The sequence below is a fragment of the Flectobacillus sp. BAB-3569 genome, assembly GCF_002270355.1.
GTDB lineage: Bacteria > Bacteroidota > Bacteroidia > Cytophagales > Spirosomataceae > Flectobacillus > Flectobacillus roseus.
On sequence record NZ_NJFZ01000025.1, the window covers coordinates 54,323 to 69,879 of the forward strand.

General features: G+C 37.0%; 18 protein-coding genes and 1 pseudogene. 14 read left to right on the forward strand and 5 right to left on the reverse strand.

Annotated features, from left to right (window positions below; translation table 11 throughout):
- Window positions 1-44 precede the first annotated feature (44 nt).
- The 14 genes from BWI92_RS21740 to BWI92_RS21805 all read left to right on the forward strand — a co-directional run bounded on the left by BWI92_RS21740 (window position 45) and on the right by BWI92_RS21805 (window position 7,009).
- Entirely contained in the window at window positions 45-314 is a 270-nt protein-coding gene (locus BWI92_RS21740) for a hypothetical protein (RefSeq protein ID WP_141234876.1), read from the forward strand.
- Complete coding sequence (locus tag BWI92_RS21745; RefSeq protein ID WP_095166773.1) at window positions 293-487, forward strand: hypothetical protein; 195 nt, start codon at window positions 293-295, stop codon at window positions 485-487. Before BWI92_RS21740 ends, BWI92_RS21745 begins: the two co-directional genes overlap by 22 nt.
- Complete coding sequence (locus tag BWI92_RS21750) at window positions 468-2,087, forward strand: DNA cytosine methyltransferase (protein ID WP_095166775.1); 1,620 nt, start codon at window positions 468-470, stop codon at window positions 2,085-2,087. Before BWI92_RS21745 ends, BWI92_RS21750 begins: the two co-directional genes overlap by 20 nt.
- Before the next feature lie 15 nt (window positions 2,088-2,102).
- Complete coding sequence (locus BWI92_RS21755; protein WP_095166778.1) at window positions 2,103-2,300, forward strand: hypothetical protein; 198 nt, start codon at window positions 2,103-2,105, stop codon at window positions 2,298-2,300.
- Between the two features lie 82 nt (window positions 2,301-2,382).
- Window positions 2,383-2,592 (forward strand): hypothetical protein, encoded by a 210-nt coding sequence (locus tag BWI92_RS21760; protein ID WP_095166780.1) that lies wholly within the window; start codon window positions 2,383-2,385, stop codon window positions 2,590-2,592.
- Between the two features lie 44 nt (window positions 2,593-2,636).
- Entirely contained in the window at window positions 2,637-2,912 is a 276-nt protein-coding gene (locus BWI92_RS21765) for a hypothetical protein (protein ID WP_095166782.1), read from the forward strand.
- A 44-nt stretch (window positions 2,913-2,956) separates the two neighbouring features.
- Entirely contained in the window at window positions 2,957-3,739 is a 783-nt protein-coding gene (locus BWI92_RS21770; RefSeq protein ID WP_095166784.1) for a DNA adenine methylase, read from the forward strand.
- A gap of 2 nt (window positions 3,740-3,741) precedes the next feature.
- Window positions 3,742-4,296, forward strand: coding sequence for a hypothetical protein (locus BWI92_RS21775; RefSeq protein WP_095166786.1), 555 nt, complete (start codon window positions 3,742-3,744; stop codon window positions 4,294-4,296).
- A 67-nt stretch (window positions 4,297-4,363) separates the two neighbouring features.
- Window positions 4,364-4,690: a hypothetical protein gene (locus tag BWI92_RS21780; protein WP_095166788.1), complete on the forward strand. Its 327-nt coding sequence runs from the start codon at window positions 4,364-4,366 to the stop codon at window positions 4,688-4,690.
- Entirely contained in the window at window positions 4,663-4,875 is a 213-nt protein-coding gene (locus BWI92_RS21785) for a hypothetical protein (RefSeq protein WP_095166790.1), read from the forward strand. Before BWI92_RS21780 ends, BWI92_RS21785 begins: the two co-directional genes overlap by 28 nt.
- Window positions 4,876-5,113: 238 nt before the next feature.
- A complete protein-coding gene (locus BWI92_RS27405) occupies window positions 5,114-5,272 on the forward strand; it encodes a hypothetical protein (protein ID WP_176464504.1) in 159 nt (52 codons plus the stop codon).
- Window positions 5,273-5,286: 14 nt separating this feature from the next.
- Window positions 5,287-5,781, forward strand: coding sequence for a hypothetical protein (locus BWI92_RS21795; protein ID WP_095166794.1), 495 nt, complete (start codon window positions 5,287-5,289; stop codon window positions 5,779-5,781).
- A gap of 144 nt (window positions 5,782-5,925) precedes the next feature.
- A complete protein-coding gene (locus BWI92_RS21800) occupies window positions 5,926-6,606 on the forward strand; it encodes a hypothetical protein (protein ID WP_095166796.1) in 681 nt (226 codons plus the stop codon).
- Window positions 6,563-7,009, forward strand: coding sequence for a hypothetical protein (locus BWI92_RS21805; protein WP_095166798.1), 447 nt, complete (start codon window positions 6,563-6,565; stop codon window positions 7,007-7,009). Before BWI92_RS21800 ends, BWI92_RS21805 begins: the two co-directional genes overlap by 44 nt.
- 1,396 nt (window positions 7,010-8,405) lie before the next feature.
- Here the strand turns inward: BWI92_RS21805 and BWI92_RS21810 are convergent.
- From BWI92_RS21810 to BWI92_RS21830, 5 genes and pseudogenes are all read right to left on the reverse strand, one after another.
- Window positions 8,406-9,305, reverse strand: coding sequence for a hypothetical protein (locus BWI92_RS21810; RefSeq protein ID WP_176464505.1), 900 nt, complete (start codon window positions 9,303-9,305; stop codon window positions 8,406-8,408).
- Window positions 9,306-9,622: 317 nt separating this feature from the next.
- Window positions 9,623-10,579 (reverse strand): hypothetical protein, encoded by a 957-nt coding sequence (locus tag BWI92_RS21815; RefSeq protein WP_141234877.1) that lies wholly within the window; start codon window positions 10,577-10,579, stop codon window positions 9,623-9,625.
- 517 nt (window positions 10,580-11,096) lie between these two features.
- Entirely contained in the window at window positions 11,097-11,618 is a 522-nt protein-coding gene (locus BWI92_RS21820; RefSeq protein ID WP_095166804.1) for a thioredoxin fold domain-containing protein, read from the reverse strand.
- A 307-nt stretch (window positions 11,619-11,925) separates the two neighbouring features.
- Window positions 11,926-12,624: a hypothetical protein gene (locus BWI92_RS21825; RefSeq protein ID WP_095166806.1), complete on the reverse strand. Its 699-nt coding sequence runs from the start codon at window positions 12,622-12,624 to the stop codon at window positions 11,926-11,928.
- A gap of 78 nt (window positions 12,625-12,702) precedes the next feature.
- Window positions 12,703-15,557: pseudogene (locus BWI92_RS21830) on the reverse strand (DUF11 domain-containing protein); the annotation flags it as partial.

Here is a 15,557-nt window from a genome sequence, read left to right on the forward strand (position 1 = left end):
TCGCTTACACTTAAGTTATTACCTGACTTTATTCTTTTCCTAAAATGAAAAAGGTCGAATACTTAAATCGTAGAATGAGGCTGAAAATTGTATCAGATGATTTTCTGACAATTTCTACACTCGAATACCGAGTGGGCAGCTTCTTAGGCATTGGCATTTGGCGCAGAGTTGGCGACCGTGTCGAATTAGGTAGCAATGTACAGCTTCAGCAGATTGTGTTATCGATCCAATTTACTCGAAGAAAAAACAAGTTAGAAAGAAGAGCATCTCTTACCCAAATAGCCGAAAAACTATGCAAGACAGCTACCCCATAAAGCTATACGCTTACGATAAACTTGGGAAAGGTTATCAGCTTGATAAGGTCATAGAGGATGCTTATCAGTCATTCGACGGGTCATTTTCAAGACTCGAAATCAGAAAAACAGTAAAAGAGGTTCATGAATCTATGAACCAACAAAACGGAAAGTATGAAAGAGTCAGAGGTTAAATTTATAATAGTCGACTTGTTTTGCGGAGCTGGTGGTACTACTACTGGCTTCGATATGGCAAATGATGCCAAAGGCAACAAAATCGCAAAAGTTATAGCCTGTGTCAATCACGATGCTTTTGCCATAAAAAGCCACTGGCAAAATCACCCCGATGTGGTGCATTTTGAAGAGGATATCTTGGTACTTGACCTTACCAAACTCATTAAGGTAGTGCAGGAAGCCAAAAAACGATATCCCAATGCAAAGCTTGTTTTGTGGGCATCGTTGGAGTGCACCAACTTTTCAAATGCCAAAGGAGGCCAGCCCCGGGATGCCGACAGCCGCACACTTGCTTGGGGTCTTATCAGATACCTTCAGGCTATTGCATTTGATTATGTGATGATTGAAAACGTGTCAGAGTTCCAAGATTGGGGTCCATTAGATGCTAATAACAAACCTATCAAGGAGCTAAAAGGAATTGATTTCCAAAAATGGTGCTCGGTTGTAGACTCTATGGGATTCTATAACCAATGGACAAAGCTCAATTCGGCTGATTTTGGGGCTTCTACTTCACGTAAGCGATTATTTGGGTGTTTTGCTAGGTTTGGGATGCCTATTGTTTTTCCAGAGCCAACACACGCCAAAAAAAGCCCAAACCTCAAGCCTTGGAATGCCGTAAAGCATTGTTTAGACTTTGAAGACGAAGGTAAGTCTATTTTCCAACGTGAAAAACCCCTTGTGGATTCATCCCTTGAGCGAATCTTGGCAGGACTTAAGAAGCATATCATCGCTGGGGATTCAAGCTTCATATTGAAGTACAATTCTATGAATAAAGCAGGGAAGCATAAACCTCCTTCTATCCACGAACCATGCCATACTATTGCTTGTCAAGGTAGATTAGGCTTAGTACAAGCTTCTTTTATAGCCCAGTATTATAGTGGTAAGCCAGAAGGTAAGGTAAAATGCAGCTCTGAGCCGATAGGTGCCATTACAACAGTCGACCACCATTCGCTTTGCAATGTATTCATGTTCAAGTATCACGGCAACGAAAAAGGTGCTATGTCTATCGAACAACCTTGCAGCACTATTACTACAAAGGATCGGTTGGCGAAAGTACAGGTACAACACTGGTTAGACAAGTCCTATTCAGGACCCGAAAACCACCAAAGTGTTGAAGCTCCTGCAGGTACTATCATGACGGTGGATAAACATCAGCTGGCCTCAGCATTTTTGATTAATCCATCGCACGGAGGGCATTCGCATAATATCGAAAAGCCTTGTCCTGTAATCATAGCCCGACAAGACAAAGCACCGCTCTATCTTATCACGGCCGTGTATGGTGAGTTTGCAATACCCATCTACGACGATGACTCGGAGGTGATGATATCCATCAAACAACTCATGGCACAGTACGGCATAGTCGACATCAAGACTCGGATGCTCAAGGTACAAGAGCTCAAGATTATCCAAGGCTTCCCTGCGGACTATGTACTACACGGCAACCAAAGCAAGCAAAAGAAATTCATTGGCAATTCGGTTGTGCCGATTGTCGTAAAAGTTTGGATTGAGGCTATCCATCAAGAATTAATACAAACCCAAAAAGCTAAAAAGGCAGCATAAAGCCTTATTTGTAAAATGACAAATACAGAAAAGCATATTGATTTTATTTTAAAAGATTTAAAATCAAGAGGTGAAATTAGAGTTTCTAAAATTACATTTTTTGGAGCTATTTACTCATGTAAAGTAAAGCAAGAAGGTTCTAAAAGAGCTAAAACCGTCACTTACTCGGGAGCTGAAAATGTACTAAAAGGATATAGACCTATTAAAATTTAGCTTATTTATATTGATTTAGCATTCTGAAGTTTTCTAGTCTAATCATACATTTTTTTCTAAAAATCATTTTAGATAAGTATTTATGACAACTATCTCAGCAACAAAAATTCAAAGAGGAATGATATTAGAAAACCCTCATAAATCTAAAGGATATATTCATAAAGGTTTACATTTTGTACCAAGCCTTAGAGTAATTAAAATAACTAAAAATAGAATAATACTTCATGATTTCTCTTCTATACCTAAAATTGATGAGAATGGTAAAGAAATCATTTATTCTATTTCTGAGTGATTTTTTACCTTTCAAAATTTCAATATGATAAAACTTTTGAAAATATGGCAAAAATATTTTTATCTAAAAGGGAAATTAAACTAAGAAAATGGCTTAATGATAAAATTGAAAAGGCTCAACAAGCCAAAGAGCCTATGTTTATGGGAATACCTGACAAATGGTTTGAGCATGAATTACACTGTTGTAATAAAGGTCATATAAATACAAGATACTTAATTACAGATAGTGGAGCAAGATGTTTGCAATGTGGGGAACCTAGCCATATTTTCCCAAATAATACTTCTGAGAGTGATTTTAAAAAAATGCTTTCTGAATTATAATCCAACCTTGAATTTTTATCCCTAAAAAAATCAATGAATATGGTATGATACTAACTAGACTTGGGAACAAACGTAGAATGAAAGACGAGTTAGCTAAATATTTTCCGAAACATAGAATGAGGATTGAGCTATTTTTTGGTGCTGGAGGAAGTTTTTTTTATCTGCCAGAGCCGAAATATGCGATAGTAAATGACCTTGACGATGATGTAACCAATTTGTATTTGACAATTCAATCTAATCTTGAATTGCTTCGCCATCAAATTGAAATAGTTCCGATATCTGAAAGCCTCATAAAACATTGGAAACAAAATAGGGAAACAGACCCCATAAAGAAAGCTGTTCGTTTTTTGTTCCTTTCAAATTTTACCTATCTAGGAAAAGGGAACACACTTCGTGCTGGACTAGACAATTCAAAAGATTCAATCTTACAAAATCTAGACGCAACATTCAAAAAGTTGCAAAATGTAAAAATTATGAGTCGTGATTTTAGAGATGTCATTCCAGCTATTTCATTTACCAAGGGGCTCAATGATAAAGAGCATTGCTTTGTTTATCTCGATCCTGTCTATTTAGATACTGAAAACTATTACAAAGTACCCAACTGGACAAAAAATGATACCATTGATTGCTTAGACATTATGGTTTCATGTGGCATTAAATCCGCTATGTCTGAGTTTAATCATCCATTTGTAGTAGCTGAAGCCTTAAAGAGAGGATTAAATATCATCGAATTAAAAGAACGAGCAAATATCAAAAAAAGAAGGCTTGAGATTCTGATTACAAATTACGAAAACTTACAGCCCAGTCTTGATTTTAACTCCACTTAATTATGGCAGATTTAGGATTTTTTCAAAATAACTTCGATGCTGTTCCTCAAGAGATTACAAATTCTTGTATGGGATGTGTATTTGGCGACATAAGGGGTTTATGTCATGCTTTAACTTTTAAAAGTTGGACTGATTTAGAATGTATGAAAAGACCTGTGATTTACAAATTAAATTTAAAAATGTCTATGCATGCAATGCCCAAACCAAAACCAGTAGAATATATTCAATTTACTGGCATTAACTATGAACAGTGTAAAAACTTCATTGGTGACGAGTATCAAAAAAATCTCAATATTTTTAATATCATTGATAAATATGGGCATACAGTTGAGATTAATACCAAGGATATCATCATTAAGGATTCAAAAGGTCTTATAAAAGTTTCACCTAAAGATTTCAGTAAAGAGTATGAGATTATCCAACCATCTGTTGTCAAGAATGCTTATAAGTTTGTTCAAAAATATAGTACCAATATAGAATTTATGGGAAGACCTGAATATGAGCAATGTAAAACGATTATTGATAATTGGATGAAAAAATCAGAAATCCTGACATGAGTGTACTCCGAAGTATTTACCACTACAAAAGGCTTTCTAATACTCCTCAGAAAGCCTTTATCAAAAAATGGTTTGGATTACTGGTCAAAACCAATCTGTTGAGTTTGAAGAAATCCTCCGAGGCTTTACCGTAGCAGATTACCAACGAGAATTCCCCAAGATGCCTTCTTCAATCTATTACAATATCAACCGAATCCGAGAATGGTTTTTCCAAAACGACCTTTATGGGTTTTTGGCATGTCTGTACTTTGAAAAACTCGAGCAAAAAGATTCATACCATGTTCGCTTTGTGTACGAGGAAACAACCTCGAAACTTATCACCAGACTTTCAAATTTTTCCCATAACATTTATCAACAAGAAATCAAATGCACGCAGACTTACAAGGAAGCTTAGAGCAAGTTCACAAAACATGGTGGTTTTGGGAACACCGTGGAAAAGCATTAAGCAAAGACCAAGTTATTAAAATTCTTAGTTATGGTTTGGATAAAGGCTATAAGTATTCAGACCAATTTTCTAATGAAGAAGTAGATGAGATACTTGGATGGACTAAAGAAAATGAAAAATGGGATTTAGCATGAGGACCTATAAAGAAGCTGTTGACATTATGGTCGACTGGTGGGTTGAGAAATCTTTCAAAACCCCACTAAATCAAAACAATGGAGATAATTCGGATGATGGATGGTTGGCTCTCCTTTTAATGAGTGATTTTTCAAGAAAAGTTCAACAAAAATTGATGAATTTAAAATTCAAAAGTTTAAAGGCAAGCTCACGGAGATTTTACTAGATGGAGAAGGCAAAGGAAGGCACTATAATGATTTGAATGTTGATTATCATCCGAATGAAAAATTACAAATAGCATGCAGATATGCCGAAATAGACCCAATTTGTTTGCCTTGTAATACCTTCACTTTCATCAACAATGAAAATGAAATAGAAGGTCGCTATCAATACGGTGGTGATTGGTTCAAAATATAAACTTGCAATACCACATGAAAACAATTTTTGTAATTGGTACAGGATCTGGTGGAACTTTATATGCTTCTTATGAAATAGGAACTTTATTATTGGATTCTTTAGGTATAGAAGCAGCTAAGGTACATATCGAAGATTTGCCAGTAGCTAGTGCAAAATTATTAGAGCCAGCGTTGTTTGATACTACCAATGAGGATAAAGCTAAATGGAAACAAATGTTGCAGGATTTAGAAAAGCATTATCCTGATATCGGAGATATAGCCTTCATAAAAGAGTCAAATGATTGGATAGAATATGATTCTAACGAAGGCACAAGTTATTACATCCCTCAAAAGAACTACTGTTTAAAAAAGCAAAAATCCAATGGCTATATTCCAAAGAACAACTACCGTAGAAGCGCACAGCATCGACGAACTCCTAAACATAGCCCGTTCACAGGCCGACACAGTATATCTGAAAGAAGACCCCGTAAAATTCCGATACAAAGGTTACAAAATAATTCGTGTACTTGAGAAAACCTTCCTAGTAGAGCTTCAAAGCGAACCAAAAAGAAATTTAGTTCTTCGTGATGATGAACTACTAATTACCTCAAACAAAGGAGAAATTTGGAAGTCAGATCCAGAAACTTTCTATAAAAATTATCAGGAAATAACGGTATGAGAAGAAACGTAGATTACCCTCATAAAAATTTAAAAATTGTCGAAAAAGCCTATCGGATTATTCCAAGGCGATTAGAACAGCCTTATCTAGTTGATGATATATATTGTTGGGCTTCAAACAAAAACAAAGCCAAATCTAAACTATACAAGGAAACTAAAAATTGGCAATTGAAGCTTCGATTTACATTTGATTACTTGACTTATTTTAATATCCCTACCGAGCGATTTTATGAAATGGATAGAGTTATTTTTAACAATAAAGTAGTTGTTCGCTCCACAATAAATGCTTTGATTGAAAGGGATAAACGCAATGAGAAAATACAAGAAATACTTCAAAATGATGAAATCACTCATTGTTATATACGAAAAGGAGGTTATTACTATCGTGACAATGCTAGGGGCTATACTGAGTTGATATACGAAGCAGGAGTTTATCCAAAAGCTGAAGCCGTAAAACTTGCTAGGCCTTCTGATGAGATATACTTAATACCCATCATCAACTCTGAGCATGACAAAATGATACAGGATAAAATTGAGGAGATAGCTAAAAGATGTATTTTATCCCGTATCACTTTATACAAGCCTAAATTTTATGAAGAAGTATTTACTGAAGATGGTTTTAAGAGACTAATATATGAACAACATCAAAAAAATTCAAAAAATACTTCACGGCCGTAATGCCGATGAAGTATTCCCAGAAATTGATTTAACTGGGCTTATCATCATCACTTGCTACGACGACGATGGAATACAGTTTCGGGGCGAAATCAACGAGCACATAAGTGCTTTTGGAGGCACCAAGATTTTACTACTCAACAAAACCAACAATGAAGGCTTTGTTCCTATAAAACAATATACCCTTCAAAAAGGACTTATTGATTTTATCAATGATCACGACATTGAAGTAACAATCCCTAAAGTAGAAATTTCTGTAAACTATTACTCAGGATTGGAAAGAGAATACGCATGGGTAGTCAAAACAGAAGTACCACACTATCAATTCGACATTATGCTCGAAGACAAGAAGTACTGCCAGGGGATAATTTTGGAAGTAGAGGAAATCAGAAAGGCAATGAGGTAAAATCAAAAAGCACCCCGAAAGAGGTGCTTTTTCATATTTCGTAAATTCAAAATTTTTTTTTTCGCATTTCGCAAATTTGAATTTTCCTTTTTCGCATTTCGCATTTCGCATTTCGCAAAATTGAAAATTCGATACCATTCTAATGATACATTAGTCATAACTTATGTTCTAATAGAATCTACAAAAGCTATTGGACTATTGTCATATTCTAATGCTACACTTGTCAGAACTTATACTCTAACTCGTACCTTACCGAGTGCCTTCGCCTCAGCTTATGGACGTAGAACCGCCCAGCATATCTTTAAATCAATTCTAAGCAGATTTTAGTCAGAACTTACATTCTAACACAATCATGTTTCAACGTTTGTTGTTTTAGTTCTAATGCTACATAAGTCAGAACTCACATTCTAACCCATACCTTACCGAGTGTCTTTGCCTCAGCTTATGGACGTAGAACCGCCCAACATATCTTTAATTAAACTCTAAGCTTAATTTATCAGAACTTTCATTACAATTACTATTAAGTTCCTTGCAAGTCAGTCGTTCTAATGATACATTAATAAGAACTCACATTCTAAACTGTACCTTACCGAGTGTCTTCACCTCAGCTTATGGACGTAGAACCGCCCAGTATATCTTTAATTCAATTCTAAGTCTATATTAGTTAGAATTTGCATTCTAACTAATATCATAATAGTAACCAACAAATAGGGGAGAGTGTTCTAATGCTACATAAGTCACAACTTGCATTCTAACTCGTACCTTACCGAGTGCCTTCGCCTCAGCTTATGGACGTAGAACCGCCCAGAATATCTTTTACGCTATTTTAATCTTTACAAAAAAACTTCAGTGTTCTTATGCTACATAAGTCAGAACTTATCAGTKCTGAACTTATGAGTTGTGAATCAGAACTATACGAAGGATTCCAACCTATTGCTGATTTGGGATTTCTGATTTCGGAAATAAAGTAAAAGACTTTTATTTTAAAAAAAATATAGCAATTTACTCTTCCGAAATCTAACATCCGATATCCAAAATTCGAAATTATTGAAAATCCTTCGTCCACTTTCGTCAACATAACGATCTACTTTGCCGACTCCAAGGATAATTCAATATTTTATATATGAGTTTTACTGCGCCAATTGGTCAGTAAGATTCTGACCAAGGATGCATATTATAGGCACAATCCAATAACTGAAGCTGTTTAAACTTTCGTAAACTTGCTTGCGTCAGCAATGAATTTATACTGTTTGAGCGAAGCGAGTTTATAAATTCTTGAATTTTTTGTTACTTTTTGTTTCAAGACAAAAAGTAAGACGAAGAATTAATCAATAAAATATGTCTTTTGAAATGTTTAAACAGCTTCACTGTTATAATATTAACCAATAACGTCTACTTACTTGTAAAAGATATTATTTACTTCCTCCATGGGCAATCTCAAATCATAGAGCAGTGCTTTGATTTTTTCGTTGCGTGCGTACTCATGATATTGCTCTATTTCAAAACCAAACAGTTGTTTGAATCGTAGAAAAAACAAAACAGGTGATAGTTTTGATTGAGCAATGATGGGTCTCAATTGGTGGGGAGACATAGTGACTGCATTACGCAAAAGCCCTTCTGCTCTGAGCAAACAATACATTTGCCAAAGATTAATCGCCTTCTGTTTCATTTTACGGCTTCGCGCGGCATTGGCAAACAAATCATCTAGCATTTTTAGTGGCGATTGGTAGGCATTAGGATAAAACACCTCGATATGTGACAGTTTTGCTTTTTCATGAAAAGCAATTCTTTGTGGCCAATAATAGAAAAATGGCATTCGTGCTTGTACGATATTGCCAAACGGCCATTGATTAATCCAATGATCTAAAGAGTGAATATTTCGGATAGTCACCACCTTAAATTGTACAAAGGCATTTTGAGGAATCATGATTGAGAGATTCGTAAATGAACTCAAAAACAAGACACCTTCTTTCCCCTCTGAATCTAGGGTAATATCGTGAAGACAATGGTGATTCATTCGAAGCTTCATCGGAGCCAATGACTGAAAAAAGATCATGGTGAATGCTCGATGATTTACTCGATTGGGGTGCGTTAATACCACAGAATCAGACGTAAAGAATTTTCCTTCCCACGATTCATATTGTGTATTTTGCTGTCCATAAGTAATCTGTCCAAACATCGTATTTGTTTGGAAGGGAAAAATATTGGTTTCCATATTACTTTGACTCTTATGTCTTAGCAAATGAAGTAATTCAGATAAATCTGTTAGAAAAGGTACATCAAACCTAGTGTTCATAGCTATTGAAATGTACTCGTTCCGAGTTTTTATAAAGAAGGACTACTTAGTGTTAGTGTTGTATTATTCATTTTGAACCTTCCACGTATTACTTAACGGACATAGTGAAAGAATAATTATTCTCTTTCTCTCAGTTTTACTAAAATAAGCCCCCAATCAGAAATCAGAGGCTTTATCATCGGACTTAAAGGATGCTCCGCTCGCATGGTTCATTCCTTTCACTTATTGTATTTATATCTTGGCATTTTTAAGTATAAAAGCTAAATTTTGAATTATATCTCATCCCTCATTCAACACCTAATTCATATGATATTTGTTCAATAAATCTTAGGGCATTGAATGCCTGGAATAAAGATATATCGAAGTTTAATGGTAAAAGTTGCATACGAATCATTACCATCGACAGTACCTCTTGGTGAACCAACCCCAGGATTCTGGCTAATAGCCACACCTGTTGGGTCGTTGACAAAGGTATTCAATTTTGTTAACCTATCTCCTCCTGTCGAAGCCGCAACGCGTTCAGTTGCACGCTGAGACAAAGCAATTCCTATACTTTTTGTTGGTTCAGTAAAGCGACTATATACAACAAGAGGTTGTGCATAAAAACCACTCACGTCATCAATATAATCGAAGAACAACATTCTATAGTTGAACTCTGCCATTAAATCTAGATTTTGTGTAAGCTTCGCTTTTAAACCTACACTAATCGGAATATTAATACCCCAATTTTTATATTCTTTGATATCAGGATAATTGGGACTTCCTTGTCCTTCTGTTGTCAGAGGTCTCAAATCAACCCATTCATTTCCCATCGTTACAGGTAGCTTTGCCTGCGGGTTATGTAAAAAAGCTCCCACTCCTATACCTATAAATGGCTCAAATGCTGCACGTTTTTGAGGCGTACTTGCTCTATTGAAAGGAGTCCATCTACCTTGAAGAGTCGCCTCCTTTACATTATTTCTAAAATGTAAGTTTCTTTGAAAATCAGCCAAATTATTTGAGTAATAATCATCAGCACCTAATGCAACCCATGAAAGATTTAGGCAAACTTCTACCTGACGAGTGACTTGTCGACTCACTCCTATTGTGGCTGTCCAGCGTAGAGCATTTGCTGTAGAATTAACAAATTGACTCATGGGAGCCAAATCACCATAGTAACTTGACACGCCACCTCCAAACTCAACAGAGGTATATTTTCTAAAGGGTGGTCTATATTGTGTAAAGCTGGTATAGCTTAATAACAATAGCAAGATTAGGCTAGTTGATTGCCTCATAGTTCGTAATTGAATCATGAATGAGTAATATAATATAGAGAATCACAAAGGTAAACGAATCTCCCACACTGATTAGTTTTCACTTGTTTCAGTTTACTATGACTTAGATGCGTTGAGATACGGTAAATGTTTTCGATAATTCTTACTTATTATATTTACTCCTTTACCTACTTTAGACCTTGTTTAATTTTCTAATTTTGACATAAGAAAATTCTACTCTTAGTACTCGTGTAAAATATTTTGAATGTAGAATATTGATCATGAAAATTACACTCACAATTCTCAACTAGGCTTGTACGAAGGATTATAAAAATCATTTATATTGGATGTTGGATTTCGGAAGTATAAGCTTCTTTTTTGTGACAAAAAAGGTATTTTAGTTTTTTTCCGAAATCAGAAATCCTAAATCTGAAATTGTTTGAAATCCTTCGTACAATACTAATTCTCAACTCATAATTCAGCACTAATACTGTATATATCTTTAAATTCTCTCGAATTGAAATTTCTTATTTGGGGCTTACTTTTTCTTGGCAAAATTTGTTTGAAAATCATTCCAAGAAACAGTTTTATAAGCATTGTCTCCAAAATAATGAAGAACCATTTCAATGTTTGGGGCTTCATAATATCCTTGGAGGAAGTTGAGCATTTTGAGTTGCTCATCCACAAATACTAATGTTGGAAACTTGATAGTTCCTTTTAGTAAATGTGTTGCCATGGGGTTCATTTTGTCTTTTGACTCATAGGTATGTCCTGCAAAAGTTACAGGGCTGGCATCAAAAGCATCTAATAAAACGGGGTAATAATTTTGGTTAATATAAGTTGCAATGGCAGGTATTTTCAAAACTTTCTCCTCAAAATCATGACAGTAGTGACAATCCTTTGAATATACTTTCCATAAAATCTTTTTAGGATTTTTAGTATAAAGTTTATCCATTTGTTCTACAGTCAACCACTTTACTTGTGTTTTTTGTTGTGAAAAACCTTTGGTATTAATGACTAAAATAAGAACTAATAAAAGATATGAGCTGATGCTTTTCATGTGCTATTGGAAATATTTATTATTACTAGTCTATCTGATTGTGTAGTTCTGAATCAGAATAAGCACCTAAGCAGAAGTTTTGATAAGTTGATGTTAAAGTAAGGTAAGTTAGTAGGCAAAATAGAGTTTAATTTTCGTGCCTAAGGCATTCAGGTATCGGCTTTCGGCGGTGGGCTTTGGGAAAAATGCATGTCTGTGGTCATTAAACACATTTTAACACTCTTTGCCTTGTGCCTGTTGCCTAGTGCCTAAACACATAACTAAAATCTTATTCTGCATAATTACTTATTGTTTTCAAAACTGAAAGCTATTTGACTAGCTTCATCACTGTCATTGGCATACAAATTACTGGGGCACATTCTGCTACACATACTACATAAGGTAACGGAATGGGTTCACACAAGTCACTCGTTGTGACAAGTTTAATATTACTACCTACCAATAGATTAGGTTTTGTTCCTATTCCGCAAGCTACATATACATTGTAGACATCATTGTTTAAACCAGAGAAAGTTGTTGAAGATTGAATCGACTGAATCACCCCTCTCCCATTGGTCAATACATATTGAGGATTAACACCTGTCGAAATTGGTACCGTAATACTATTTGTTGTAGTGTTACAATCACAAATTGACATATCAACAGCCGTACTTTTCCAACAATGATCTACATTGTTCAAATTCAAACCTACCTCTACTACTGGTGCATTCGCTTGTGAGTTATCCCAAGTAATAGCCACAGCTTTATAGCTTCCTACTGTCACATTATCAATCGTAGTTGAGTTTAACCCCGATTTGAACTTAATAACATTTCCTCCATCAACAAGCACAATATAGGTTACAATATTTGTTCCTTGACTCTGTCCTGTCAAGTTTAATGTGATTGTTCCTGGCTTAAAATTACAGCCTAAATTTTGTCCAAGAGTGACAGCACTCGCAACAGCTACTAATAAGATTACTTGTAAAGCTCTTATTGTGACAAAATATTTCTGTATTGAATTTTTCATAATTGTATATTTAGCAAATTTTCTAGCCAACTCAAAGTAAAGAAAAAAGGGGAAGCCTAAGCTTCCCCTTAGACTTTTTTAGAATCCAAGTACCCCTGGATTAATATCTGTTGGACAGTTTACCGTGGTGGTGGTCTCATTTGATGGTTTTGGATTACCTCCATTTGAACTTACAACCGCTGTATTCTTGAACACTCCACTGAAGTTGGCCTTCACATTGATGCTCAAACTTACACTTTGTCCTGCTGGTATCTGCGTTGATCCATTGTTGCTACAAGTCACCACTTGACCTACTGCACTACAGGTAAAGCCTCCTGTACTTGGGCCACTCACAAATTGTAAACCTATCGGCAAGTTGTCTGTCACAGTAATCGTTCCTGTTGTAGCTCCTGTTCCGCCATTGGCGATATTGAAACTATAAGCAAAGTTCGTGCCTACTGTTGCTACTACTGGTGCACTCTTCGTGATCGTCAAGTTTGCTTGTGGTAAAGCATTGATGGTCGTTGGTACCTCGTTCGATGGTTTTGGTGTCGTTACTGGATCTCCACCACCTGTTACATAAGCCGTGTTCTTCACTGGTAAGCCCGATGCTGGTGCCGCCGTTGGATTCACTGTCAATACTATCGTGCTACTACCATTAGCTGCTATCGAAGCTGTTGTTGTACAAGTCACTGCTTGACCCACTGCACTACAAGTCCAACCTGAACCACTGAATGTCACATAACTCAACTCACTTGGTAAGTTATCCGTTACGGTAATCGTTCCTGTGCTCGCAGCTAATCCTGTGTTGTTTACCGTCAAGGTATAGTTGAAATTCGTTCCTACTGTTGCTACACTTGGTCCAGTTTTTACTACTACCAAATTCGGTGTTGGTGGGTTTGTAATTACTGTGGTTACGCTGTTAGACGTTTCTGCGCTTGTGTCTCCACCGCCTACTACGCTACCTACGTTGGTGTAAGTGCCTGCTTGCGTTGGTTTCACCGTCAAACTCATCGAGCTACTACCACTCACTGCTATCACTCCACTATTCGTACAAGTCACCAATTGTCCTGTTGCACTACAGCTCCAGCCATTGCCACCACCACTCACAAACTGTAAGCCTGTTGGTAAGTTGTCTGTCACCGTAACTACTCCCGCTGTTGAGGCCGTTCCTGAGTTTGTTACTACCAACGTGTAATCATAGTTCGTATTCACAATTCCTGTTACAGGGCCTGACTTACTAATCAATAAGTTTGGTTTTGGTGCTGGTGTAATATCCGTCGTCACTGGGTTCGATGGTTTTGGTGTCGTACTTGGATCTCCACCTCCTATCACACTTGCCGTATTCACTACTGATGAACCACTCGCCGCATCCAATGCCTTCACCGTCAATGTCAATACATTACTACCATTTACAGCCACTACATTGCTCGTCATACAAGTCACTGTTTGACCTACAGCACTACAACTCCAACCTGCTCCACTAAAGCCTACATATTGTAAGTTTGTCGCTAAAACATCCGTTACTGTTATCGTTCCACTCGTCGCTGCATTTCCTGTGTTGTTTACAGTCAAGGTATAATTGTAATTCGTACCTACTGTCGCTGTTACTGGACCTGATTTCACAATCGAAATACTTGGTTTTGGAGTCGGGTTAATCGTAGTCGTTACTGGATTCGACGGTTTTGGACTTGTACTTGGGTCGCCACCACCACTCACATAAGCTGTGTTTATCGCTGGTGAGTTGGCAGCACTAACCGCTTGTACTGTCAAGATAATGTTTGAGTTGGCATTCACAATAATGGATGCATTACTCGTACATGTCACCAATTGTCCACTCGCACTACAACTCCATACACTACCTGTACTACTTGAACCTACAAAGGCAATACCTGTCGGTAGGTTATCGGTCACTGTGATTGTTCCACTCGTACCCGCTGTACCATTGTTACTAACCGTTAGGGTATAATCAAAGTTGCTTCCTACTGTAACCGACGATGGACCTGCCTTCGCTATCACTAAGTTTGGTTTCGCTGGTTCATTAATCACGGTCGTCACTGGGTTCGATGGACGTTTAGCTACGATGTCTCCACCACCACTTACCCATGCTTTGTTCACCACAGTACCTGTCACTGAGCTTACTACTGTCAAGTTCAATGAGCTACTACCTCCTGCGGCAATGCCAGTCGTTGTGGTACAACTTACCAACACACGGCCACCCGCTATTGTACTACTGCTACAACTCCATCCTGTTCCTGAGCCTGATACAAAACTCAAGCCTGCTGCCAAGGTATCGCTTACTACGGTTGTTCCAAATGTACTTGTAGTTCCGCTATTACTTACCGTTAAGGTGTAGTTATAGTTAGCTCCCTTTTCTGCTACACTTGGTCCTGATTTAACAATTGCTAACTCTGGTACACAAACTACATAACCTACTGCATTGGTAATATCTACACACGTTCCACTCACACCATTGATTGTTCCACCTACGGTCAATCCTGAAACTGTACCTGTGTAACTTACACCATACACATTGTAAACACCATTGCCATTGTTGCTAAAACTTGGACTATTCGAGATAGATAAGATTCTACCTTTTCCATCTGTTAAAACATAAACATCTGTCTGACCCGGTAAAGCGGTCTTCCCTGTTTGACCTACTGTGAACACGCCTGTCGCATTGTTACAGTCACATATCGAAATAGGTACTGCAACTGTTTTGCTACATGAACTCACGAGGTTGATATCGCCACCTACAGTCAAATTCGGCGAAACGCTATTGTTATACGTCACCGCTACCGCTTGGTAAGTATTCGCAACCACATTGGCGATGCTCATCACGTTAACGGGCGACACATATTGGATTATTCCTGAGGAATTCGTCAATACTAACTGGGAACTCACATTTGAGCCTGTGGTTTGACCACTCAAACTCATCGTTACGGTTCCTGATT

What these genes read in the sequence shown, in the direction of transcription:
- BWI92_RS21750 (WP_095166775.1), top strand. Translation starts at nt 468, where the DNA reads ATGAAAGAGTCAGAGGTTAAATTTATAATAGTCGACTTGTTTTGCGGA.
- BWI92_RS21780 (WP_095166788.1), top strand. Translation starts at nt 4,364, where the DNA reads ATGGTTTGGATTACTGGTCAAAACCAATCTGTTGAGTTTGAAGAAATC.
- BWI92_RS21815 (WP_141234877.1), bottom strand. Translation starts at nt 10,579, where the DNA reads ATGAGGCAATCAACTAGCCTAATCTTGCTATTGTTATTAAGCTATACC.
- BWI92_RS21820 (WP_095166804.1), bottom strand. Translation starts at nt 11,618, where the DNA reads ATGAAAAGCATCAGCTCATATCTTTTATTAGTTCTTATTTTAGTCATT.
- BWI92_RS21740 (WP_141234876.1), top strand. Translation starts at nt 45, where the DNA reads ATGAAAAAGGTCGAATACTTAAATCGTAGAATGAGGCTGAAAATTGTA.
- BWI92_RS21825 (WP_095166806.1), bottom strand. Translation starts at nt 12,624, where the DNA reads ATGAAAAATTCAATACAGAAATATTTTGTCACAATAAGAGCTTTACAA.
- BWI92_RS21810 (WP_176464505.1), bottom strand. Translation starts at nt 9,305, where the DNA reads ATGAACACTAGGTTTGATGTACCTTTTCTAACAGATTTATCTGAATTA.
- BWI92_RS21805 (WP_095166798.1), top strand. Translation starts at nt 6,563, where the DNA reads ATGAACAACATCAAAAAAATTCAAAAAATACTTCACGGCCGTAATGCC.
- BWI92_RS21785 (WP_095166790.1), top strand. Translation starts at nt 4,663, where the DNA reads ATGCACGCAGACTTACAAGGAAGCTTAGAGCAAGTTCACAAAACATGG.
- BWI92_RS21770 (WP_095166784.1), top strand. Translation starts at nt 2,957, where the DNA reads ATGATACTAACTAGACTTGGGAACAAACGTAGAATGAAAGACGAGTTA.
- BWI92_RS21765 (WP_095166782.1), top strand. Translation starts at nt 2,637, where the DNA reads ATGGCAAAAATATTTTTATCTAAAAGGGAAATTAAACTAAGAAAATGG.
- BWI92_RS21755 (WP_095166778.1), top strand. Translation starts at nt 2,103, where the DNA reads ATGACAAATACAGAAAAGCATATTGATTTTATTTTAAAAGATTTAAAA.
- BWI92_RS21775 (WP_095166786.1), top strand. Translation starts at nt 3,742, where the DNA reads ATGGCAGATTTAGGATTTTTTCAAAATAACTTCGATGCTGTTCCTCAA.
- BWI92_RS21760 (WP_095166780.1), top strand. Translation starts at nt 2,383, where the DNA reads ATGACAACTATCTCAGCAACAAAAATTCAAAGAGGAATGATATTAGAA.
- BWI92_RS21745 (WP_095166773.1), top strand. Translation starts at nt 293, where the DNA reads ATGCAAGACAGCTACCCCATAAAGCTATACGCTTACGATAAACTTGGG.
- BWI92_RS21795 (WP_095166794.1), top strand. Translation starts at nt 5,287, where the DNA reads ATGAAAACAATTTTTGTAATTGGTACAGGATCTGGTGGAACTTTATAT.
- BWI92_RS21800 (WP_095166796.1), top strand. Translation starts at nt 5,926, where the DNA reads ATGAGAAGAAACGTAGATTACCCTCATAAAAATTTAAAAATTGTCGAA.